The sequence below is a fragment of the Bacteroidota bacterium genome, from assembly GCA_005882315.1.
In the GTDB taxonomy this organism is placed as follows: Bacteria; Bacteroidota; Bacteroidia; order Chitinophagales; family Chitinophagaceae; genus VBAR01.
This window is the reverse complement of sequence record VBAR01000006.1, coordinates 102,165-125,435: the sequence shown is the minus strand read 5'-3', so window position 1 is coordinate 125,435 and position 23,271 is coordinate 102,165. Positions and strand designations below refer to the sequence as shown.

Sequence of the window (23,271 nt, the reverse complement as noted above, 5' to 3'; positions counted from 1 at the left end):
CATTAGTTCCTGTTTTCAAATTTTTTATCATCTCCGGGACAGGAACAACTCCAATCCGTTTCCAGATCAATTACTGTTACTACTTCGGTTTTATCATTGCATTGGGCATAAACAATCCGTACCCGCTGATTATCCTTTGTAATTCCTTCTAAAGCATATCGTGGGCATCTTGCATTTTTAATATCGCTTTTGTTGTAGTTTATATTACCATCAAGCATGATTTCCTCTACCTCTGCCTGTGAAATTTTCCGGCATTGCATCCGGCATTTAGCATGATTGCTGTATTCAAGGAAACTTGTTCGCCTGTCAAAACCAAGATCACGGTTTACATCCGGTTTGTTATCGTTACGGGTGTCATTTGTAGTTATTTTCTTTCCAGGATCGGGCTGATTACACCCTTTATAGTTCCTGATTACCAATAGCGCAGCAGCGAGGATAAGAATTAAAATCAAAGGAGCCGCTTTCTTCATATAATGGCAAATCTAAAGTCCGCTTACTACAATCAAAAATCTTAGTTTTGCAGGTTCTATGGCGGAAGCAAGATCAATAGCATTTCACACATTAGGCTGCAAGCTCAATTTCTCTGAAACCTCTACACTTTCAAGGATGCTTGAAAACGAGGGGTTTGAGAAAAAAGAATTTGACGATCATGCCGACGTATATGTCATCAATACCTGCTCGGTTACTGATAATGCAGACAAAGAATGCCGCCAACTTGTACGCCGGATACAACGGAAAGCACCAGCAAGCCTGGTAGTAATTACTGGTTGTTATGCACAGTTAAAACCAAAAGAAATTGCAGCTATACCGGGTGTTGACCTGGTACTTGGCGCTGCAGAAAAATTTAATTTAGGTCAGCACATAAAAGAACTAAGCAAAGGCGATTCAGCAAAGATCAGCAGTTGTGAAATTGAAGATGTAACTGGTTTCAATTCTTCTTTTTCAATGAATGACCGTACAAGAACATTTTTAAAAGTGCAGGATGGTTGTGATTATAACTGTTCCTTTTGTACCATACCACAGGCTCGTGGAAAAAGCAGGAGTGATAGTATTGAAAATGTGATCAGGAATGCTGAACATCTTGCAGCCCATGGAGTAAAAGAAATTGTATTGACCGGGGTAAATCTTGGTGATTTTGGAAAAGGCCCTGATGGTGATCTTAAATATGAAGAAAACTTTTTTCAACTGGTAAAAGCATTGGAAAAATTGGATGGCATCAAACGTTACCGCATTTCATCTATTGAACCCAACCTGCTGACCAATGAAATAATTGAACATGTTGCCAATAGTGATAAGTTCATGCCGCATTTTCATATCCCATTACAAAGTGGAAGTAATAAGATCCTTGGGCTAATGCGCAGAAGATATAAAAGAGAGCTATATGCAGAACGTGTTGCGCTAATAAAAACACTGATGCCGCATTGCTGCATCGGCGTAGATGTGATCGTTGGATTTCCAGGTGAAACTGATGAAGATTTTAAAGAAACATTTGATTTCCTGCATTCACTTGATATTTCATACCTGCATGTATTTACTTATAGCGAAAGAGATAATACACATGCATTAAGTATTAAACCAATTGTACCAATGAACGTCAGGCATGAAAGAAATAAATCACTTCGCAATCTTTCTTACATGAAGATGCAATACTTCACTGAACAGCATAATGGACAAATCCGTAAAGTTTTGTTTGAGGGACATGTAAAAAGCGGAATGATGGAAGGATATACTGATAACTACATTAAAATTACCACATCACATCGCGAAGAATGGGTAAATGAGATTGTGGATTGGAAAATCTAATCAACATTTGTAAATAAGAAAACCCCGTTTGATCGGGGTTTTCTTATTTACAGAATTTAAATCTTACTTCTTTTCATCTTCTTCTGATTCATCATCCTCTTCTTCACTTTCTTCACTAACGTCATCACTTTCTTCCTCTTCCTCACTTTCAGTTTCTTCACTTTCCCCTTCTTTGCTTTCTTCTTCTTCGTTTTCCTGTTCTGCTTCTTCGTTGATATTACTTTCTGCTATCTGTGTTAATATCTCATCTGTTTGCTTTTCTTCATCCAATGTTTGCATTAATATTTTTGCTGCTTCCTTCATCCCCAAAGTTTTTGCAAACTGTACCAGTGTACCATAAGTAGCGATCTCATAATGCTCTACTTTTTGAGCAGCCATAATGATACCAGCATCCCTTGTCATTGTTCCTTTTTCAGTCTCTTCTATTACGGACTCTCCTTCTTTTATCAATCCTTCCATTGCATCACATTTTTTAGCTTGTGCTTTTTTTCCAACTATTTCAAACACCTGCTCCAGTCTTGATACATGTTCTTCAGTTTGAGAAAGATGTTCCTCAATTGCTGACTTTAATTCATCTGTAGTTGCAGCTTTTTGCATTTTAGGTAATGCTTTTGTCAAATGCTTTTCCGCCCAATAAATATCTTTTAAAGAATCCATCATTAATTTCTCTAATCCCGAATTATTGCTCATTGATGTTCCGTTGGCGGATCCGTTAGCAGCATGTTGTGGATTCATTGAAGCAGTCCTTGGTGCCCGGTTGGAAGAGCTTGTTCTTACGGTTGAAGATTTTGAACTTTTGCCGGATGTTCTCTGCTGTGAGCTTGTGCCTTTTGAAGAAGATGATGGACGCTTGCTTCTTGCAGATCTTGATTTTGTAGTAGGCATAATAAAAAATTTATTAGTTAAAAGTAAATATGAAAGTAAATGAAGGACACAAACTCTATGCCGCTGAAACATTGCTTAATGATTTAAGAAGTTTACTAAGCTTAACAGGCCATTCTAAGTTTTTCAAAAGTTGATACTCTTTTTTACCTATTAAACTTCTTAACGGTGGGGAGAATTAACCTCATGCAAACTTAATTGTGTAAACATGTAATTAGTCTTACTCCACATACCAGCATCCTTATGAACTTGGTACAAAATTTATTGATTTAAACTTGTGGGCTTAACACTTTATAAAAAGAAAAGATCATTTAAGGATACTCCTGAACCAACAGGTGGTAAATCATCAGCTTCATTCTTGCATTTTGTAGTGCAAAAACATGATGCTACCCGTTTGCATTATGATTTCAGATTAGAAATGGAAGGTGTGCTAAAAAGCTGGGCAGTGCCCAAGGGGCCGTCTCTTAATCCACAGGATAAAAGATTCGCAATGATGGTGGAAGACCATCCCTATGATTACAGAACATTTGAAGGAATAATTCCAAAAGGAAATTATGGAGCAGGAACAGTGATCGTTTGGGATGAAGGGACCTATGAGGCTTTAGAGCCGGGCAGTAAAAAAAATCAGGAAAAATCACTGCTGCAACAATTAAAAAAAGGTTCATTGAAATTTAAATTGAACGGATCAAAACTAAAAGGAGAATTTGCTTTGGTAAAACTGAAAAATAGCGAGGACAATGCCTGGCTGTTAATTAAACATAAAGACAAGTTTGCAAAAGAAACTGATGTAACTAAAAAAGATAAATCTGTAATCTCTGGAAAAACAATAGCGAAGATTGCAAAAACTTCCAAAAACACATGGGATAGTTCGCCAAAGAAAAAAACTGCTGCTCGAAAGGTTGCCAAAAAGGCAATTCAAAAAAAAAATCCCGGAAATGATGGTGAAAAAGCACCATTCCCAAAAGTTATAAGTCCAATGTTAGCGACTCTGGTGGATCAACCATTTGATGAACCCGGCTGGACTTATGAAATAAAATGGGACGGTTACAGAGCTATTGCCATGATAAACAAAGAAAAAACAAATCTCATTTCCCGTAATAATAAATCATTTAATGAAAAATTTTACCCGGTATATGATGCCATAAAGAAATGGGGTATAAATGCAATAATTGATGGCGAGGTCGTCGTACTTGATAAAAAAGGAATTTCAAATTTTGGAGCATTACAAAATTGGCGCAGTGAAGCGGATGGCGAATTGTTTTATTATGTGTTTGACATTATCTGGCTTAATGGTTATAGCTTGAAAAATCTACCATTAATAAGACGCAGAGAAATATTAAAAGAGATTTTGCCTGGCATTGACATTATCCGGCTGAGTGAAAATTTTGAAACAACAGCTACAGAATTTTTGGCAACAGTTTCTGCTATGGGTATGGAAGGCATCATGGCAAAAAAGGAAGACAGTATTTATATAGAAGACAGGACAAGAGAATGGCTAAAAATAAAAGCAAATAAAAGACATGAGGTGGTAATTGGAGGCTTTACGCAAAATGAAGGATCGTCAAAAACGTTTAGCTCATTGCTTGTTGGTGTATTTGATAATGGACGACTTGACTATATCGGTAAAATTGGAACAGGGTTTAACGAGAAAACTCAAAAAGAAATAATGACAAAGATGCAAAAGCTTATTACTAATAAACCTCCTTTTACTGAAATGCCTGATGTAGATAAGCCATCTCGTTTCCGGCCCAATCCACCAAAGGCAAAAGCAACCTGGTTAAAGCCACAGTTAGTTTGCGAAGTAAGTTATACTGAGATCACAAGCGATGGCGTTATGCGGCATCCTTCATTTGAAGGCCTGCGAATTGATAAAAAAGCAAAAGATGTAAAAAAAGAAAAAGCTATACCTGTAAAAGAAGTAAAAGAAAAAATAAAAACTAGTAAGTATACAAAACCCGTTAACGACAAAAGCCGAAAAACCTTACTTAACCCCTCTGAAGAAACACAAGTAAAGAAGATAAATGGTCATGAACTAAAATTTACTAATCTTAGTAAGATCTACTGGCCGGAAGAAAAATATACTAAACGGGATATGCTAAACTATTATTACCAGGTAGCGCCATATCTTCTTCCTTATTTAAAAGACAGGCCACAGTCATTGAATCGTTATCCAAATGGTATTTATGGAAAAAGTTTTTATCAAAAAGATATAACAAATAAAGCGCCTGGTTGGATCAAGATGGAACCATATACTACCAGCGAAGGAGAAGATAAAAACTTTTTAGTGCCCGAAGATGAAGAGAGTATTTTATATATGGCAAATGCAGGAGCGATTGAAATGAATCCATGGAATAGTACAATTCATAAAGAAGATTATCCTGACTGGTGTCTTATCGATCTTGATCCCACAGAAAAAAATAGTTTTGAAGAAGTGATCCAGGTAGCGCAAACCACAAAAAAAGTTTTAGATGAAATTGGAGTAGTTGGTTATCCTAAAACATCTGGCTCTACTGGCATTCATGTTTATATTCCACTTGGTGCAAAATATACTTATGATCAATGCCAGCTATTTGGAAGAATAATCGCCACACAGGTAAATAATATGTTGCCAGGCATAACAAGCATTGAACGATTAACAAAACAAAGAAAAAACAAAATATATGTAGACTTCTTACAGAACCGTCCAAAAGCAACTTTAGCAGCGCCTTATTCATTAAGACCAAAGCCGGGAGCTCCTGTATCAATGCCTTTATATTGGGAAGAAGTAAAAAAAGGATTAACAATAAAAAAATTCAATATCAAAAACGCAATGGCAAGAATAAAAACTGAAGGCGATATTTTTAAGCCTGTGCTTGGTAAAGGAGTAGATTTAAAAAAGATAATGGATAAGCTTGTAAAAAAATAGTGGAACGTACTGGGCTCGAACCAGTGACCCCTACTCTGTCAAAGTAGTGCTCTAAACCAACTGAGCTAACGTTCCAATTGTGGCCAGAAGGCGAATTTACAACTCCCATAATAATTTCCTCTACCTTTACATAAGTGAAAAAATATCAGGTCACGATACAGTTTGAATGGAATGAGGAGTTTGCTTCGCTGGTACCTTCTCATCGTACATACATTAATCATCTTATTAACAAAGAAGTGATAGACCAGTATGTAGTAAGCATGGAAAGCCAGCGGGTATGGATCACATTGAATGCCAAAACAAAAACCGAAGTGAAACAACTGATGAAAAAATCTCCTCTTTCTAAATATTGGTTATCGCTGGAAGTAGATGAACTGTTTGTGATGGACGGACAGTTATACCGACTGCCTGCCGTTCAGCCGAATTAATTGAAAAAGTTTTTTGTCACACCACATCATGCCCTTATATTTGCACTCCCAAAAAGGGAGTTTAGCTCAGTTGGTTTAGAGCATCTGCCTTACAAGCAGAGGGTCGGCGGTTCGACCCCGTCAACTCCCACAAAAAATGTAAAAAGCCTCAAATTTTGAGGCTTTTTTATTTCAATTCCTCCACCGTTCGCATGTACCTGGGAGGCAGGAAAAAATCCTTCGGATGCTTTTTCATATATCGCCAAAGAATGCCGAAAAACTCAGGATATTCACGCAATATTATACCCCTGCTTCGAATAGCAACAATAAATGCAAACACAAAACTGATCAGGAAATTTAAGAACCCGATCATCAGTACCCCTGCAAGCACAACCAGGAAATAACTAAAGGCAACATTATTATCCAGCCCATATAATCCAATTGAAGTATTGGCCGCTGAAATAGTGATATGGCGAATATCAAAAGGAATACCCAGGAATTTGCCCAATGGCCCGGCAACTCCAAGAAAGAAACCCAATGCAATACTACCAGCAATTGCGCCTGAATGTTTCTCCACAACATTCACTATCCTCTTCAGTCTTTTTGGCGACATTGTATTTACAAAAGCATGATTGTTTTGAATACGTTCAGCAATTTTTCCATTTACAATATGATTTTCTACATACCCGGCAATAATACCACTCAAGAATAAAAAGAAACCGGTAAAACATGCAAACAATAATGCCAGCGAATCGAAAGGATGCTGATCATGCAGCATTTTCAACGCAGCATCATCTGTGGCCAATTTATATCCTACAGCTAAATGAAACAGCCACGCAAGAATATATGTAAGCGGAAAAACAACGAGCAGGTTTCCGGCAAAGGATGCTATCTGACTACGGCTTACTCGTGCAATAGTAATAACAAGATTTCTCAAGTCAGGTTTACCTCCTATCTTTTCTTTATCCAATGAACCGGCAACTGCCGATGCAGTGTAAGCAGGTTGTTTGGTCGCAAGTGTTGATCTGGTTTGATCCATTGTGATAAAACCAACCGCATAATTGGTTCCATATAAAAAGCCCTGCCAGAAAAGCGGAAGTTTCAAAAGCCCAATCATGGTTTTAATAATAGCAACAAACGAAACGATCAGCCCACCCCCCAATGCGCTGAAGAAAAGATTACGAAAATCTTTTTGACTTGATGTAATATATTGCTCACCTCTTTTGCCTTTATGCTCAGCTATCTGGTAGGCAAGTAAACCGAGATTCTGATTTAAAAATTCACCCAAACTGTTTTTTCGATTTTCATTTCTTATTACAGCATGGAAATAAGCAATGAACCTTTCAGTGTTAAATTCCTGATTTCTGTCGAGCACATCCAATATAATAAACATTCTTTCTAACTGCTGATGCAGCCTTACCAATAAAAAAGTCTGTGCAAGACTGGTGCCTGCTTTTGAACGCTGCTCTTGAATTGATTGAATGCTTTGCTTGCAATTGTGTAATGCTTCTTCAATATTTGCCAGCAACATTTTATTTTCTTCGTCACTGTGAGAAGCAAAACGTTCAAGATATAAATTGATCAAACGATTTTGCTCAAGGAATGGGTCAACAATATCATCTACGTTTTCCAGGTTCTGAATAACTTCTTTTTCCAATCCGATAGTTGCTGCCCGATAGGATAAAACCTGGAATGACCTGTTGAGCTGACTCTGTAGCTTATTATCAGTCAGGTTTACCTGTATGCCTAGCATTTCAAAAAACTGCTTCCATAACTCTGTATCAATCGTATTTACCCATTTATAATCCGTTTTCAGGTAGAAAACACGGTTTATTACGAATAGAAAATCGTTGGGTTTTTGTAGCGCAGGCAGGATCTTATGCTTGATCTTACCCGTAAGTTCCTGTACAAAGCCTCTTGAATGAATAATGCCGCTTTCGATCAACGCAGGTATGATATTACTATTAGCAAACTGGGTGAGTAATGAGCGACGGATAGCAAATAACATACTCCTGTCCTGCTGCAGTTGAAATAGCAACGCTTTGAATTTTAGTTCGGCTTCTTCCTTTTTCTTGGGAGAAGATGGCCGGATCTTCTTTACAAGTTCCACCAATAACTCGAGACTGCGACTGCTGGAATCAATAGGCAAAACAATGGCCGCCTGCTTCTTATCAGGTTGTTGTTTGTCTTTATTCTTATGCCAGAATTTTGCCATGGATAATAACCCGGAAAATAGACAAAAAACCTGCCTTTAATGTTGCCTCAAGATTAAAAAACAAAGAATAAATTTTATACTTTTGACTCCGGAACTAACAAATGGACATTACTCAAAATAAAACAGACATTTTCAGCCAGGATGAATTAGATGTTCTCACCACCACAGATGAGAGTTGTAATCTTATTGTCTGGAATGATGAGGTAAACACTTTCGAATGGGTGATAGAAACATTGATGGAAGTCTGCGAGCATAGTTACGAGCAGGCCGAGCAATGCGCCTACATCATTCACTTCCACGGTAAGTATGCTGTAAAAAAAGGCAGCTTTGATGATCTCAAACCCCAATGCGAAGCAATAATTGACCGCGGTATTAATGCCACTATTGAAGTGATGGCAGAATAAACTGCTATCAGTAACTTTCACTCGTGTCAATCTTCATTTTAGAAAAAGAACTTTCCTTTCCTCCTGTTCATTTATCCGAGCCGGATGGATTATTGGCTATTGGCGGTGATCTATCTCCAGAACGATTATTAGTAGCTTATCAAAACGGCATTTTTCCCTGGTATGAAGGTGAGCATATTCTATGGTGGTGTCCTGATCCAAGGTTTGTATTATTCCCGGATGATTTGAAAGTTAGTAAAAGCATGCAGGCATTAATCAAGAAAAACACATTTGAGTTCACGATCAATAAAGCTTTCAAAGAAGTGATTCATAATTGCAAACAAACAAAACGAGAGGGACAAGAAGGCACCTGGATAACTGATGAAGTGGAGAAAGCTTATTTTAAAATGCACAAACTTGGGCATGCACATAGTGCTGAAACATGGAAAGAAGGAAAATTAGTTGGCGGTCTTTATGGGATTAAACTCGGTAAAGTGTTTTTTGGAGAAAGCATGTTTAGCAATGAAACTAATTCAAGCAAGTTTGCTTTTATTAAATATGTACAGTTACTAAAAGAAGAAAGTATTGAGTTAATAGACTGCCAGGTTTACACAGAGCATTTGGAAAGTCTTGGAGCAAGAATGATCCCAAGAACTGATTTTTGTCAGAAGTTAGAATTGCTAATATCTTAAAACCTGCTGCCGATATAATGCGGCAACATAGCCCGCCATGTATTCCAGTCATGCGGCCATTCTTCTCCCCAGATATCCAGTTCATAGTTGATGCCCTTGTCATATAGAACTTTTGCAAAACGGCCGCTGCTACCCGGATCTTCATAATTGCCACTGCCTGTAACAATATGAATATTGCGGCTGCGTCTTATTTGTTCAAGAATATTATGATCCGTCATATTCGGCATATAGTGCATCGGGCTGTTGAAGTATACATCATCATCATAATGACCTTTCGTATATTCAGTAAGGTCGTACACACCACTCATTGCAATTACACCGTTTATCAAATCAGGTCTTTTCAAAAAAAGATTCATACTATGCAAAGCACCAAAGGATGCACCACAGGTAATGATTGGCGTATCGCTGCTTGTTTTATGCCGGATAAAAGGCACTACTTCATTAAACACATAATCATTCCATTGCTTATGGCGGATCACTTTATGTCGCGGATCCATATGATTATTCATCCAGCTTTCATTATTGATGCTGTCAATAGAAAATATTTTCACCTTGCCGCTATCAACATGATGCTGTAAATGATCCATTAATTGAAAACGTTCGTACTCCAGGTAATCAGCCGCAGCAGTTGGTGTAAGCAATAAAGCAAAACCATAGTCCCCATAAGCGGCAATCGGCATTTCCTTATTCAGCGATGGACTATGCCAGGATGTAAGTTCTCTTTTCATGTAATTATTTTCTTTTTGTCACCGGTAAATATAATGGAAATGTGTGACGAGAAACTAATTCAACTCCGGGAAATAATTTGATATTCAGCAGTTTCTCCATCTGGCTAAAAGCCGGTAAATTTGCGGCCTTATGGAGTTGACAAAAAATTTTGAACATAATGCTGCCGAACAAAAATGGTATAAGCATTGGAATGATAAAAAATATTTCAACAGTACACCTGATGAACGGGAACCCTTTACTGTAGTAATTCCTCCGCCGAATGTAACCGGTGTGCTGCATATGGGACATTGTTTGAATAATACGATACAGGATATTCTTGTACGCCGTGCAAGAATGATGGGTAAGAATGCCTGCTGGGTGCCGGGTACCGATCATGCTTCTATTGCGACCGAAGCAAAAGTAGTGCAGATGCTGCGTGAAAAAGGAATTCAGAAAGCATCACTCAGCCGCGAAGATTTTTTAAACTATGCATGGGAATGGAAAGAAAAATATGGCGGCATCATCCTTGAACAATTGAAGAAGCTCGGTTGCAGTCTTGATTGGAAGCGTACTTCGTTCACGATGGATGATGAATATTATAAAAGTGTAATTAGTGTTTTTATTGATCTCTATAATAAAGGTTATATCTACCGCGGCAAACGAATGATCAACTGGGATGTGAAAGCAAAGACGGCACTCAGTGATGAAGAAGTGATAAGAAAAGAGACAAAGCAGAAGCTGTATTTTGTAAAGTACTTTATTGATTCTCGTGAATCGTCAGACATGAAACGTGAGACTACTACTTTTACTCACGACTCACCACTCACGATTCACGACTACATCACAATCGCAACAGTTCGCCCCGAAACAATCATGGGTGATACAGCTATCTGTGTTCATCCGAAAGATGAACGTTACAAACATCTGCATGGAAAATTTGCATTTGTGCCATTGATCAATCGCCGCATCCCGATCATCACTGATGAATATGTGACGATGGAGTTTGGTACAGGTGCATTGAAAATTACACCGGCACATGATGTGAACGATTACCAACTCGGATTAAAGCATGATCTTGAGATTGTAGATACATTAAATGAAGATGGAACCCTCAATGAAGCAGCGCAGATATTTGTAGGCGAAGAAAGATTTGCTGCAAGAAAAAAAGTAGTAGCTGAACTGGAAGCAAAAGGGCATATTGTAAAAACTGAAGATTATACAAGTGAAGTTGGTTATAGTGAAAGAACGGATGCCGTAGTAGAACCAAGATTGAGCTTACAGTGGTGGATGGACATGAAAAAAATATCCGGCCCTGCATTGAAAGTGGTAATGGATGATGATATAAAATTTTATCCGGGTAAGTTTAAAAATTTATATCGCCACTGGATGGAGAATATTAAGGACTGGTGTATTTCCAGGCAACTTTGGTGGGGCCACAGAATTCCGGCATGGTACGCACCTGATGGTTCATTTACTGTTGCTGGGACAAAAGAAGAAGCGTTTAAAAAACTTATTCGTGAATGGTCAATTGTGAATGGTGAATCTAAGCAAGTAAACGAAATTCACAATTCACAATTCACCATTGACGACATTTCACAGGATGAAGATTGTCTCGATACATGGTTCTCCTCCTGGCTCTGGCCTTTTGAAGTATTTAAAGGTTATAGTCATCCCGGAAATGCAGAAGTAAAATATTATTATCCTACAAACACATTAGTTACAGCACCTGAAATTATTTTCTTCTGGGTAGCAAGAATGATAATGGCGGGATTGGAATATGAAAAACAAATTCCTTTTCGTGAAGTTTATTTTACCGGCATTGTTCGTGATAAGATCGGACGGAAAATGAGTAAGAGTCTTGGCAATTCACCTGACCTGCTTGAAATGATAGATAAAGATGGAGCTGATGCAGTTCGTTTTGGCATTATGATCTCTTCTCCTGCTGGCAACGACCTGATGTGGGATGAATCGGGGAATGAACAGGGAAAATTCTTTATCAATAAGATCTGGAATGCGATGAAGTTGGTGAAGATGTGGGAGGCAAGAGTTAGTACTCAGGAGTCAGGAGTCGGAAGTCAGGAGCCTGATTTTGCAGTAATGTGGTTTGAGAACAGACTTAACGAAGTGAAAGTAGAACTCGATGGTCAATTCAAAGAATTCCGTTTGAGTGAAGCATTGAAAACAATTTATTCTTTGATATGGGATGATTTCTGTAGCTGGTATTTAGAATGGGTGAAACCGCCGATGGGTGAATCAATTGACAAAGCTATATACGAAAAAACGGTTAGCTTCTTTGATGAATTGATGCAATTGCTGCATCCATTCATGCCATTCATTACAGAAGAAGTTTATCATACACTTCGTGAAAGAAAAGAAAGTGATGATTTAACAGTGAGACAGTCGACAGCGATCAGTCAACAGTCATCTGAAATTCTTACACAGGGAATTTTACTGAAAGAAGTAATAACCGGGCTGCGTGATGCAAGAAATAAAAACCAGATAAAGCCAAAAGAAAAAATAAAACTGTTTATTCAAAGTGAATCACCGGCAATTTATCAAACCATACAATCTATTCTTGCAAAACAGGTGAATGCAGAAACTATTGCTTTTGTAAATGAACAGGTAGCTCCGTCAATATCATCAGTTATTGGAAAGGATAAATTTTACCTGCAAACAGAACAACCGCTTGATACCGGTAATCAGAAAGACGAATTATTAAAAGACCTCGCCTATCAAAAAGGTTTTCTTGCATCAGTAGAAAAGAAACTTAGCAATGAAAGATTTGTTGCCAATGCAAAACCTGAAGTAGTAGCAAGTGAACAAAAGAAAAAAGCAGATGCGGAAGCAAGGATAAAAGCGATTGAGGAAAGTTTAGCTTCTATATAATTATCTTGGTAAAATACTTACTGGTAAAATGATCTCGAATATATTTCCTTTAAATCCGTCAAACTGGTCTGGATCGAACAGGTGACTGATGCGAAAACCAAATGTCAGTGGGTATTGGTTCCACCATTTTGTATCAAAGTAAACTTCTATACCTGTGCTACGCTGATCAGCTGTAGTTGTTTTATCCCGGGAATACACTTTAGTGAAATCATAAAAAGCATTTCCTCTTATACGTGTGATGTATAAAATATTTGCAAAACCCCAATCAGGATATAAAATTGGGAAATGATAATTGGCACTTGCACGCCACATTCTTGAAAAATAGCGGCCTTCATATCCTCTTGAATAAGGAAACCGGTCGCTGAATAATTGCGGGTTCACAGTATCCCGTTGTTGAAAAGAACCAGTAAGCACAACACTATGTGTGGAATGAAAACCCGGCAACGTAACTGATCCGCTACCCAAAAACTGGTAACCGGTATATTCAGTTATTGCATGGCGATGATTTAAAGAAACAGAATAACTGAACGGCGAATAGATATGCTGGGTTGCCCGCTGTCTCCGTTGGCTAAAGCTGATGAAATGATTCAGGTAACTAAAATTTTCATTACTGAAATTCATTTTCGATGGGCCCGTCACCATTTCATTTCTCAATACATAATTCGAACCGATACTAAAACTCTTACCTGATTTACCACTCACTTTATTTAATGGGATACTGAGGCCGATATAAGAATCAAGCTGGCTCCATTCTTTTTTCAAATTATTGATAGCTGCTACACGGTTGAAAGTATATTGCGTTCCGATATTTACATAAGGAAACCATGCACCATATACGGCAGCAGCACCTACAGAATGTTCTTTTTCATTTTCATTATACTGATAATAAATTTCTGTCTGTAAAGTATTCAGTACATTTTCGCCATATAAAGAAAAAGAAAATAGCGGATCGCTGTAATAAGGTCGCCAGCTATGAAAATTAAACAATCTCGTCCCTTTACTATACTTATTCACTTCGAAATTTCTGCTGGTTGTTGAATTTAGAATATCTATGCCGCTACCTGGGGTAAAACGGGATTGAAGGTTTTTAATATCTGCTTCCGTTAGTTCCTGCATTACTACCGGGAGGTCTGACTGCTTCAATTGGTAACCATTTGCAGTGAACTCGGAATAATATAATTTACCATCATATACATTCGGAAAATAACTACCAACAGGAGTACGATTTACTTTAAATATTTTTTTATCGCTCAGCCTGAACGCATAAATATCATTATTCCCGATATAAGAAGCCGTAAAATAGACAACCCCATCTTTTACCTGGGGATAACCAATCACATTAAAAGATAAATGAGTCAATCTTTCAACACTCCCGGTTTCAATATTTGCAATAGCAAGACACATCTTACCATCGGGAAGTCGTACTGCAGTTACAAGGGTATTATTATCAGCAAACTTTGGATCGGTGAATAAACCAATATCATTGCTTTTGATTATTTGAATTACTGTTCCATCGTCCGCATTTAATATATGCAATTCATTCTTCCCATTTGTGTCGTAAAATACAGCAACGATCTTTTTTCCATCTGCCGATATATCCGGAGTAAAATATTTTGAGTTATGCGTTATATTTTTTTGTTTACCCGTTTTAACATCAAGTAATTTTATAACACTATAATCCTTCCAGCTCCAACGGCTGTCAGTTTCGTATGCAGCATATACGATCTTGTTATTGCGGTAGCTGAATTGTTCATCAATGGAAATATCCCGCAACTTCAGTTTCTTTTCGCCGTTACTATTCCTTATATAAAATGCAGGCAAATGTCTGCCGCTTGTTTTCAAGTATACCAATGAATCATTACCGATCGCATACGGGAAATAATAATTGGTGATAAAATTCTTTTTGATCCGGCTTAGGTTTTTAATACCAGCGTTTCCGCCTTGATTAAACGTCCCTTGTCCCGCCGTTTGCGGGACTCCATTCATCTTTGTTTCCCTGGTTAAATTTTTTACCGACATATCATCCACTGTATCTGTTACAGTTTTTTGTAAGTAGTTTGTCTTATTCTCTTCATTCATCAGGTTCGTTTGCAACTCACTTTTATAAAAATCAAAAGCATCAGCAACAAATTTTTTATACTCTATCCCTGTATGTTTTTTTATCGCATGTTGGAAAGGATAAACCAATCCTTTAAATGCCGACGCATCGCTGGTTACTTTTTTCCAGAAATCATTTCCATATTTTGAATAACCATAGTTCACCAGCAGGTAACCGAGATAATAATGATTAGGCACATAATGTTTCAAGGAGCCATTACGAAGTTTCATCCATCTATAATCTTTACCTGACAACCAAAGAGACGGATATGCATTTAAAAACTGGGGCAGCCGTCCCCTGCCCTGTTCACTCAATACTGTTTCCTGGTAAACGGCGTCGCCTTCAAAAAACCAATCCGGAACAGCAGCATTACTTGCCAATGCATAACCATCTTCACCAAATAAAATACCCATTAGCTTGCTTATTCCATGCTTGAAATTATTGTATTGCTGTACATGCCGGTATTCATGCAATGCCAGTTGATCGGCCCATGTAATACTACCCTGGTCAAGATTATTAAATGCAGGCGTCATATAAAATTCACTGCGGTAAGGACCGAGATTTACATAACCGTTAGGTATTGTTGTCTGATTTTGTAAAACGATATTTATCTTTTGTACCCGGCTTCCCAATGAGTTCATATTATCCGCTGCAAGCCGGTGAACAATCGTTGCCGTCCTGTTTGCCTGGCTTTCAAGCCCAACAGGAAAAATAATTCTGACAGTATCCGTATTTATTTGTTTCCATTTAAGTGAAGGTGGGTTGCCGCCAAACTGTTGGCCTATCGCAATTACAGAAATAAAACCCGACAAAAAAACAAGAGAGATTTTTTTCATTAAAGGCTGAATTACTGCTGAAGATACAGAAAAACAATAATGTAAATATTGTACTGAATACCAGTATTTACCCTCTATCCTATTTTAGATATAAGCCTGCATTATACAAATAAATAAGGCTATCTTGTGTCTCTCAAAAATTGAAATAACATTTATGAAAATATATTCCTTGTTTGTAAGTGCAGTTTGTTCAATAGTTTTTATTTCATGCGGAAATAATTCAAGTGATGATAGCGCTGCAGCTACTCCGGCAACAAATACCCCGGCAAGTACCACGCAGCCTGTAACTACACAACAGAACCCTGGGACATCTGGCAGCACTGTTACGCCGCCACCAAGCCTTGCTCCGGGTCAGCTTACACAATCCGCTTCAGCAAATGGGGTGGTATTAAATCCGGCACACGGACAACCCGGTCATGATTGCACCATCGCTGTCGGTCAGCCATTAAAAAACACTACTGGTGCTGCATCACCTGTGGTAACTACCCAACCGACGCAAGTATCGCAAACTACTACGGCACCACCACCAACTATTGTTCCCGTATCGCAACCATTAGCAGGTCAGCCAAAGTTAAATCCGCCACACGGACAACCCGGACATGATTGCACCATCGCTGTCGGTCAGCCATTGAAAAGTACAACTACTAATGTATCACCAATAGTAAATACTCAACCCACACAAGCTGCTCAAACTACTACTGCACCGACATCAAAACCAGTTGCAGGACAACCCCGGTTAAACCCGGCTCATGGACAACCAGGTCATGATTGCAGTATTGGTGTTGGCATGCCTTTAAAAAATTAAACAGGAATTTTGCACATACATTTTATTTAAAAAATGATTAAGAAAACCCGGAAAATATTTACCGGGTTTTCTCTTTATACAAAACCATGAATCTGGAAAGATTTCTTTAATTTAACTTTTCGTTTGTTACTTGCAATCAAGCCTCCACATCCTTTGAGAAGCCTACATTTGTTTTTATTAAATCAAACCTGAATGCGGAAATTATTCTTAAGCTTATTAGTAGTAACCAGCTCAATTATCTCTTTTTCTCAATCATTAAACCGGCCCAAATTAATTGTAGGTATTGTGATAGACCAGATGCGTTGGGATTACCTATACCGTTATTATGACCGCTATGCTGCAAATGGTGGATTTAAGCGTATGCTTAACCAGGGGCATAGCTGCGAAAACACATTTATTCCTTATACCCCAACAGTAACGGCACCGGGGCATGCTTCTATTTATACAGGCTCTGTTCCTGCCATACATGGTATCACCGGAAACTTCTGGTGGGAAAATAATAAAGGTCAAAGCCTGTATTGCACTGAAGACCCGACAGTAAAAAATGTGGGTGCAGGTTCAGAAGAAGAAAGCCAAAGTCCACGCAATATGCTGGCTACAACAATCGGTGATGAATTGAGATTAGCTACAAATTTCCGTGGTAAAGTATTTGGTGTTGCTTTAAAAGACCGTGGTGGAATTTTACCTGCAGGCCATAATGCAAATGCAGCCTACTGGTATGATGGAAGGTCAGGCAACTTTATTTCTTCTACTTATTATATGAAGGATCTACCGACATGGGTAAAAGAATTTAATGGCAAAAAACTGGTAGATGGTTATTATAACCAGGGATGGAATACACTTTACCCTATCAATACTTACATACAAAGTAACAAGGATGATAACAAATACGAGAGCAAAGGGATTGGAACAGTTTTCCCTTATGATCTAAAAAAATTCATTGGTAAAAACTATGTCGCTGTGTTGACAACACCTCATGGCAATACACTTACTTCTGAATTTGCAAAAGCCATTCTTACAAATGAAAAATTAGGAACAGATTCTGAAACTGATCTGTTGGCCATCAGTTATTCCTCACCTGATTATATCGGCCATGGATTTGGACCTAATTCCATTGAACAGGAAGATGATTTTCTACGATTAGATAAAGAGTTAGGTGATCTGCTTGATTTTTTTGATGCTAAAGTCGGCAAAGACCAATATGTTGTTTTCCTATCGGCCGATCATGGCGTTTCGCAGGTGCCGGAATATATGAGTGAGAATAAATTGCCTGCAAGCAAAATCAATCCAGACGTTTTAAAAACAGAGTTGAATGCAAAACTTGCCCAACAATTCGGAAAACAAAACCTTGTAGTTAGTTCAATGAACTACCAGTACTCAATCAATTTGCCTTTGATTGATTCAGCAAAACTGGATAAAGAAGCAATTATTGACGCTATCGTCAGCTATGTATCCTGGCAACCGGGTGTTGCAAGAGTTTTTCCTATTGAAAAGATCGGTGATATCCCTTTAAATAGTAAATTGAAGGAAATGTTTGTCAACGGGTATTTTCCCCGCAGATGCGGACAGGTGCAGGTAATGATGGAGCCTCATTGGATTGAAAGTTTTGGGATTACTGGTACTACACATGGAGCATGGAATCCTTACGACTCGCATATTCCGCTATTATGGTATGGTTGGGGAATTAAACCAGGAAAGACCAACCGGGAAGTCTATATGACAGATATTGCAGCTACATTAGCGGCCATGCTGCATATACAGATGCCAAGCGGATGTGTAGGCAAACCCATTACAGAAGTTATGAAATAAGTAACCACCAAATAAAATAACAGTTATGAAAAAGTTGAGCACCACAGTTTTCCTGTTTTTTGTACTTATTGCAACCGTTGTTGCACAGGATAAAATTGACAGCATCCAGTTTTTCTTAGATGAAAAACCACTTACTGTAAACATTGCTTCAGATTTTAAAAAATTGTTTGGCACCAAAAAAGGAACTGAAACACCTTTCCAGGAAGCTACTGTTAGCATGACCTTTCCTGAAAGTGCTGCGCCTATTACAGAAGATATAAGAATCCGGGCAAGGGGAAACTTCAGAAAAGAACAATGTTACATGCCATCACTGCTATTGAATTTTCATAACCCCACTTCACCCAGGTTGTACCAGCTTGACAAATTAAAAATGGTTTCAGGCTGTGGCACCAATACAAGAGATGAGCAATTGGTGCTAAAAGAATATCTCGCTTACAAAATGTTTAACATTATATCCCCTCTCAGCTTCAAGGTTAGACTGATGCGGGTTTCTTTTGAAGACACAAAAGGGAAAATAAAAAAATATACCACTTATGGTTTCTTTATCGAAGATGTGGATATGATGGCAAAACGTAATAAATCCAGGGAATATGAAACACCCACTGAACAAAAGAGAACCGAACAAACTCGCATGACATTGGTAGCTATGTTTCAATACCTGATAGGTAACACTGACTGGTCTGTTCCCAATTTTCACAATATAAAACTGGTTACTCTAAAAGCTGATTCGTTGGCTCCGCCACTTTCAATACCTTATGATTTTGATTTTGCAGGAATGGTGGATGCAGGTTATGCTGCACCGGCAGAAATTATGGGTACAGAAACAGTAAAAGAAAGAGTATACCGTGGTTTCCCCCGCCCAATGGAAGAAATAACTGCAGCTATCACATTATTAAAGGAGAAAAAAGATGCATTTTATAAACTCATCAACGAATTTGAACTGTTATCAACAAGCGACCGCAAGACTATTATCAAATACCTGAATGAATTTTATGATACTGTAGACAGTCAGAAAGAAATACAAAAAATATTTATTGATAATGCAAGATCTAATTAATAAACACTATGGAACTACAAGAACTATTTGAAAAAGCAGCAGCTGAGAGCAAAAGCTTAAGTGAAAAGCCCAGCAATGAAACGTTGCTGCAGCTCTATTCATTATATAAACAGGGATCGCAAGGTGATGTAAATGTTGACCCGCCTTCAAATCCTTTTGATTTTGTGGCTAAAGCAAAATATGATGCGTGGTCTGGATTAAAAGGCAAAACGAAGGATGTTGCGATGAAAGAATATATTGACCTTGTAACAAAACTAAAAAGCTAATTCGTTTTAAGTACCTGTTGATACCAATCAGTAATTTTTTTTCCAATAACAGGATAACTGTATTTTAATGCGGTCAGGTTTGATATTTGATCACTATCAAAAGATGACCGCATTTTTATTATTTCCAGCATCCGCTCAGCCAATGCATCTGAATTTCGGGGCTCTGCAAAAAAACCATTGACACCTTCCTTTACTGTTTCATGAAAAACAGGAATATCACTTACAATAACAGGTATTCCGCAAGCATTTGCTTCAATAACAACACAACCAAATGTTTCATAGTCGGAATAGAGGACCAAAGCAACCGACTCTCTCATGTTGTCAGCTAATACTTGTTGAGGCACTTCAGCATGAAATGTAACAGCATTTATCAACCCAAGACTTTCTGCAAACGCTATTACTTCGTTGTTCAACGAACCGAATATTGCTAACTCCGCGGCAGGATGTAGATGCTTCACTTTTTGAAATGCTGTAAGTATTGCTTTCGGATTCTTCAACCTGGCCAAATTTGACACATGTATAAATTTGGCCGGTTTAGAAATTTTCCCAGGAGATGGATAAAATATTTCTGTATTCACTACATTGGGAATAACAGTTAATTTGCTAATGGATGCAATTTTACTTATAGCATTAAGAAGGCATCCTGATACCGAACTTATTGCAGATGCTTTTAGAAAAACCTTCCGCCACATCCATCTTGTGATTATTAACATATCCCGGTACTTCTCATCAGCCTCATTTAAAAAACCACCCCAATGTTCAGTTACGACAAAAGGGATATTTTTTTTCTCTTTCAACCACAGCGCTGCCAAACCAGCTTTCATCCCTACATGCAAATGTGCCAGCGAAACAGTTTTTTTCTCCGAAAGCAATTTTTCCAATGCCTGTTTATAAAGCCGTTTATACATTCTTACTGATAAATATTTTTCATACAACTTTATACGTGCCGGAGGTATATAATAGTAAATAATTATTTCTTCCAGGTTACCGGACTTATAATACTCCGTTGTTACATCTTTTGTTACTTTTCCGGAAAAATCCCGGACAACATGAATCACACTCACATTCATATAGCTGCTTACAGCTTCTGCATGGCGCCTCACAAAATCGCCATTATAAGGCGATAGCTTATCAGGATACCAACTCGTTAACCAAAGTACAGTAGGATTAGTATTTATTTCGTTACTCATTAAATATTCATTTGCAATTCAGCCCGAGGTTTTTTAAATTCGTTATCATCATAGTTTCCATTTAGATAAATCACGGTTGATAATAACAGACAACCGGTCAATATCATCAGATAACAATATTTTCAATTCATTCCTCAGGTTTTCATCCATCGGTTGCCTTTTTTCAATTACGATATTATTTTTAAAAGCCCGATTCATAATTCGTTCTCTTAATTTCTTAGAGGGCAATAGCACCCTCACAATCCTACGCAACATCTCCGGTGGCTTCTTTAATAACCTGTGTAATTTAAAATTACGTATTTGCTTATTGGGATTAATTACCCTTGCATCAATATTAATATCCGCAGACAATCCAAGAAATTTTATAACGTTTTTTACAACAGCAGTTGTATCACTGGCCAGATCCTCATATAAAATCACGTACACATTCTCCTTTCCAAAAACATCTAAATATCTTTTTACCTGGTCAGCAAATAGCACGGAGTCAATATAAGCTGGCAGTTTAATAAAATCAACTGACACGGGATCTTTAAGACCTTTAGCCCTGTCTTTATCATATTTTATCGCTGTGGCAAAATCCGCGATATTCTCATTACCATCATATAAATGCTGACTGTGGAGTGAATATAGTAACTCACCCGGGTTTCTGAGCATGATCAAAATTTTTGCTCCGGGAGAAAATTTTTTTATTTCTTCTGCAGCTGTTTTAGAAAACAGATACCATACAGATGCTTCACCGATGATCCTCTTTTCAGTAGCATTCTTAAACTCATGGAGGTAATCCTGCTCGGTGATCCTTGACCGCATTTCAAAATCCTTTCCAAAAAAATGCATCTCCTTTTTTTCAGCCATAAAAATATCGGGGTGAGATTTTAAGTATTCATTCATAGCAGTTGTACCGCATTTGGGAGCTCCGACTATAAAAAAATTTGGCTTCACTATTAAGGATGTTTAAATGAATTTTAACCCGGTTGTTTTGAGATTAGTTTTTTTGCGAACGATCATATAAATAAGAAAATTCCAAAGTATTAAACTGGCTCCCGAAGCAATTGCAACACCCATAAGCCCCATCGGAGGTATCAGTATAATATCCAGCACTATGTTTAGCACTATTGAAATTGCCAGCGTATAAATAGAGTATCGCTGGTGGCCTGACATAGATAAAATAACGCCTACTGATCCCATAAATACATTAATAAGCTGGGCAAAAGATAAGATCATTAACGATCTGAAAGAAACAGCGGAAGCCACATCAAAAAGAGCAAGCACTTTATTTCCGAATATGAGTATAAAAATAAAAAGTGGAAGACTGATAACTAAAGCAAGCCTTGCCGTGTAAGTGACGGCCTCCTGTAGTTTGGAAATTTCATTTTTCACAATATACTTTGATACCAAAGGCGCCAACAACATATTTACCAGGAAAAGTCCAATACCAACCAGTTCGCTCAGTTTTATAACAATATTGCAGGCTGCTACTTCTGTTGGATCATTTCTTAATAGACCAATAAGAAATATATCTACTCTTGAGTTGATATTATATAAAACATCAAGCAAGAAAAATGAAAAAGATATCCTGAGCCATGGAATTGTTTTAAGCTGAACTCCTATTGGAGCCAGCGTCTTAAGAACAACCTTGTGATGAACTGCAATTAAAACCAATACAGTCACCAACAACACTCCACTATTTATCATCACCAATTCTGAAGCTGAAAGATAACGGCCAAGTATAAAGAATATCGTTATGATGGCAATAAACAAAAGAGGTCTCAACAATTTATCCGCAAACTGGCTTAAAAAAGGTTTGCTTAATCCCTGAAAGGAAGATTGCAAAACAATGATCACCGATGTAAGCGGTAGTATTATAAAAAAAAGAAAAACAAGATCATACCAGTTAAGAGCATTTAAAGCAGACATAGAATCAAAAGCGAAAATAGAAACAAGACCTGCCAATAGCGAGAACAGCAATGTAAAACCGATCGCAAACAACAACAGGCCTTTAAACAGGGAGTTATTAGCCTGATCTTTATAGACAGCAAGATTTTTGACCAGTAAATTATCCGTGCCCATTACTGCAAATCCCGCAATAAGTGTAATAAGATTTAAAGCATACACATAAGTTCCATAGTCAGCTGTACCTGCAGACCTGATAAGTAAATAATTCAGTACGAATCCAAATACAATTGAAAGCAAATACAGCAGCAGCACAGATACAGTTCCTTTAAAAATATAGTCCTTCAAATCAACAGGTGATGACTCTGCCGGAACGAGTGAAGCTTTTATTGTAAAAAACTTTTTAAACAAGATCAAATTTTAGTTTGAAAAAACGAGG

At 37.8% G+C, this 23,271-nt stretch carries 18 protein-coding genes and 2 tRNA genes; 11 read left to right on the top strand and 9 right to left on the bottom strand.

What is annotated here, in order from left to right; genetic code table 11:
- Nucleotides 1-2 precede the first annotated feature (2 nt).
- On the bottom strand, nt 3-470 hold the full coding sequence (locus E6H07_18815) for a DUF4258 domain-containing protein (protein ID TMI61573.1): 468 nt from the start codon (nt 468-470) through the stop codon (nt 3-5).
- 58 nt (nt 471-528) lie between these two features.
- Here E6H07_18815 and mtaB point away from each other — a divergent pair, with 58 nt between their 5' ends.
- On the top strand, nt 529-1,803 hold the full coding sequence (gene mtaB, locus E6H07_18810) for a tRNA (N(6)-L-threonylcarbamoyladenosine(37)-C(2))-methylthiotransferase MtaB (protein TMI61572.1): 1,275 nt from the start codon (nt 529-531) through the stop codon (nt 1,801-1,803).
- 63 nt (nt 1,804-1,866) lie between these two features.
- On the opposite strand, the gene E6H07_18805 is transcribed toward mtaB, so the two are convergent.
- Complete coding sequence (locus E6H07_18805; GenBank protein TMI61571.1) at nt 1,867-2,688, bottom strand: ferritin-like domain-containing protein; 822 nt, start codon at nt 2,686-2,688, stop codon at nt 1,867-1,869.
- Between the two features lie 274 nt (nt 2,689-2,962).
- Here E6H07_18805 and ligD point away from each other — a divergent pair, with 274 nt between their 5' ends.
- The gene (ligD, locus tag E6H07_18800) at nt 2,963-5,590 is read left to right on the top strand and encodes a DNA ligase D (protein TMI61570.1); all 2,628 of its coding nucleotides are present in this window, start codon (nt 2,963-2,965) and stop codon (nt 5,588-5,590) included.
- Here the strand turns inward: ligD and E6H07_18795 are convergent.
- Nucleotides 5,588-5,665, bottom strand: a tRNA-Val gene (locus E6H07_18795). The genes ligD and E6H07_18795 overlap by 3 nt on opposite strands.
- Before the next feature lie 59 nt (nt 5,666-5,724).
- Here E6H07_18795 and E6H07_18790 point away from each other — a divergent pair.
- Together E6H07_18790 and E6H07_18785 are read left to right on the top strand one after the other, a co-directional pair.
- Entirely contained in the window at nt 5,725-6,018 is a 294-nt protein-coding gene (locus E6H07_18790; GenBank protein ID TMI61569.1) for a hypothetical protein, read from the top strand.
- A gap of 55 nt (nt 6,019-6,073) precedes the next feature.
- A tRNA-Val gene (locus tag E6H07_18785) sits at nt 6,074-6,151 on the top strand.
- A gap of 33 nt (nt 6,152-6,184) precedes the next feature.
- Here E6H07_18785 and E6H07_18780 read toward each other — a convergent pair.
- Complete coding sequence (locus E6H07_18780; GenBank protein ID TMI61568.1) at nt 6,185-8,212, bottom strand: hypothetical protein; 2,028 nt, start codon at nt 8,210-8,212, stop codon at nt 6,185-6,187.
- A gap of 101 nt (nt 8,213-8,313) precedes the next feature.
- Here E6H07_18780 and E6H07_18775 point away from each other — a divergent pair, with 101 nt between their 5' ends.
- Nucleotides 8,314-8,616: an ATP-dependent Clp protease adaptor ClpS gene (locus tag E6H07_18775; protein ID TMI61567.1), complete on the top strand. Its 303-nt coding sequence runs from the start codon at nt 8,314-8,316 to the stop codon at nt 8,614-8,616.
- Nucleotides 8,617-8,639: 23 nt separating this feature from the next.
- Entirely contained in the window at nt 8,640-9,287 is a 648-nt protein-coding gene (locus E6H07_18770) for a leucyl/phenylalanyl-tRNA--protein transferase (protein ID TMI61566.1), read from the top strand.
- On the opposite strand, the gene E6H07_18765 is transcribed toward E6H07_18770, so the two are convergent.
- Nucleotides 9,284-10,015, bottom strand: a complete 732-nt coding sequence (locus E6H07_18765) for an esterase (GenBank protein ID TMI61565.1) — start codon at nt 10,013-10,015, stop codon at nt 9,284-9,286. The two genes, E6H07_18770 and E6H07_18765, sit on opposite strands and share 4 nt — an antisense overlap.
- Nucleotides 10,016-10,145: 130 nt before the next feature.
- Between E6H07_18765 and E6H07_18760 the strand changes: the two genes are divergently transcribed.
- Nucleotides 10,146-12,881, top strand: a complete 2,736-nt coding sequence (locus E6H07_18760) for a valine--tRNA ligase (GenBank protein TMI61564.1) — start codon at nt 10,146-10,148, stop codon at nt 12,879-12,881.
- On the opposite strand, the gene E6H07_18755 is transcribed toward E6H07_18760, so the two are convergent.
- Nucleotides 12,882-15,815, bottom strand: a complete 2,934-nt coding sequence (locus tag E6H07_18755) for a PQQ-like beta-propeller repeat protein (protein ID TMI61563.1) — start codon at nt 15,813-15,815, stop codon at nt 12,882-12,884.
- Nucleotides 15,816-15,969: 154 nt separating this feature from the next.
- Here E6H07_18755 and E6H07_18750 point away from each other — a divergent pair, with 154 nt between their 5' ends.
- The 4 genes from E6H07_18750 to E6H07_18735 all read left to right on the top strand — a co-directional run bounded on the left by E6H07_18750 (nt 15,970) and on the right by E6H07_18735 (nt 19,752).
- Nucleotides 15,970-16,620: a hypothetical protein gene (locus tag E6H07_18750; protein TMI61562.1), complete on the top strand. Its 651-nt coding sequence runs from the start codon at nt 15,970-15,972 to the stop codon at nt 16,618-16,620.
- 192 nt (nt 16,621-16,812) lie between these two features.
- On the top strand, nt 16,813-18,429 hold the full coding sequence (locus E6H07_18745) for an alkaline phosphatase family protein (GenBank protein TMI61561.1): 1,617 nt from the start codon (nt 16,813-16,815) through the stop codon (nt 18,427-18,429).
- Nucleotides 18,430-18,454: 25 nt separating this feature from the next.
- Entirely contained in the window at nt 18,455-19,486 is a 1,032-nt protein-coding gene (locus tag E6H07_18740; protein ID TMI61560.1) for a hypothetical protein, read from the top strand.
- An 8-nt stretch (nt 19,487-19,494) separates the two neighbouring features.
- On the top strand, nt 19,495-19,752 hold the full coding sequence (locus tag E6H07_18735) for an acyl-CoA-binding protein (protein ID TMI61559.1): 258 nt from the start codon (nt 19,495-19,497) through the stop codon (nt 19,750-19,752).
- On the opposite strand, the gene E6H07_18730 is transcribed toward E6H07_18735, so the two are convergent.
- From E6H07_18730 to E6H07_18720, 3 genes are read right to left on the bottom strand one after another with little or no spacing between them, the layout of a single operon-like run.
- Entirely contained in the window at nt 19,749-20,942 is a 1,194-nt protein-coding gene (locus E6H07_18730; GenBank protein TMI61558.1) for a glycosyltransferase family 4 protein, read from the bottom strand. The two genes, E6H07_18735 and E6H07_18730, sit on opposite strands and share 4 nt — an antisense overlap.
- Before the next feature lie 48 nt (nt 20,943-20,990).
- Entirely contained in the window at nt 20,991-21,881 is an 891-nt protein-coding gene (locus E6H07_18725; protein ID TMI61557.1) for a sulfotransferase domain-containing protein, read from the bottom strand.
- A 12-nt stretch (nt 21,882-21,893) separates the two neighbouring features.
- Nucleotides 21,894-23,249, bottom strand: coding sequence for a hypothetical protein (locus tag E6H07_18720; GenBank protein ID TMI61556.1), 1,356 nt, complete (start codon nt 23,247-23,249; stop codon nt 21,894-21,896).
- Between the last annotated feature and the right edge of the window lie 22 nt (nt 23,250-23,271).

What these genes read in the sequence shown, in the direction of transcription:
- E6H07_18815 (TMI61573.1), bottom strand. Translation starts at nt 470, where the DNA reads ATGAAGAAAGCGGCTCCTTTGATTTTAATTCTTATCCTCGCTGCTGCG.
- mtaB (TMI61572.1), top strand. Translation starts at nt 529, where the DNA reads ATGGCGGAAGCAAGATCAATAGCATTTCACACATTAGGCTGCAAGCTC.
- E6H07_18805 (TMI61571.1), bottom strand. Translation starts at nt 2,688, where the DNA reads ATGCCTACTACAAAATCAAGATCTGCAAGAAGCAAGCGTCCATCATCT.
- E6H07_18780 (TMI61568.1), bottom strand. Translation starts at nt 8,212, where the DNA reads ATGGCAAAATTCTGGCATAAGAATAAAGACAAACAACAACCTGATAAG.
- E6H07_18775 (TMI61567.1), top strand. Translation starts at nt 8,314, where the DNA reads ATGGACATTACTCAAAATAAAACAGACATTTTCAGCCAGGATGAATTA.
- E6H07_18765 (TMI61565.1), bottom strand. Translation starts at nt 10,015, where the DNA reads ATGAAAAGAGAACTTACATCCTGGCATAGTCCATCGCTGAATAAGGAA.
- E6H07_18760 (TMI61564.1), top strand. Translation starts at nt 10,146, where the DNA reads ATGGAGTTGACAAAAAATTTTGAACATAATGCTGCCGAACAAAAATGG.
- E6H07_18755 (TMI61563.1), bottom strand. Translation starts at nt 15,815, where the DNA reads ATGAAAAAAATCTCTCTTGTTTTTTTGTCGGGTTTTATTTCTGTAATT.
- E6H07_18750 (TMI61562.1), top strand. Translation starts at nt 15,970, where the DNA reads ATGAAAATATATTCCTTGTTTGTAAGTGCAGTTTGTTCAATAGTTTTT.
- E6H07_18745 (TMI61561.1), top strand. Translation starts at nt 16,813, where the DNA reads ATGCGGAAATTATTCTTAAGCTTATTAGTAGTAACCAGCTCAATTATC.
- E6H07_18740 (TMI61560.1), top strand. Translation starts at nt 18,455, where the DNA reads ATGAAAAAGTTGAGCACCACAGTTTTCCTGTTTTTTGTACTTATTGCA.
- E6H07_18735 (TMI61559.1), top strand. Translation starts at nt 19,495, where the DNA reads ATGGAACTACAAGAACTATTTGAAAAAGCAGCAGCTGAGAGCAAAAGC.
- E6H07_18730 (TMI61558.1), bottom strand. Translation starts at nt 20,942, where the DNA reads ATGAGTAACGAAATAAATACTAATCCTACTGTACTTTGGTTAACGAGT.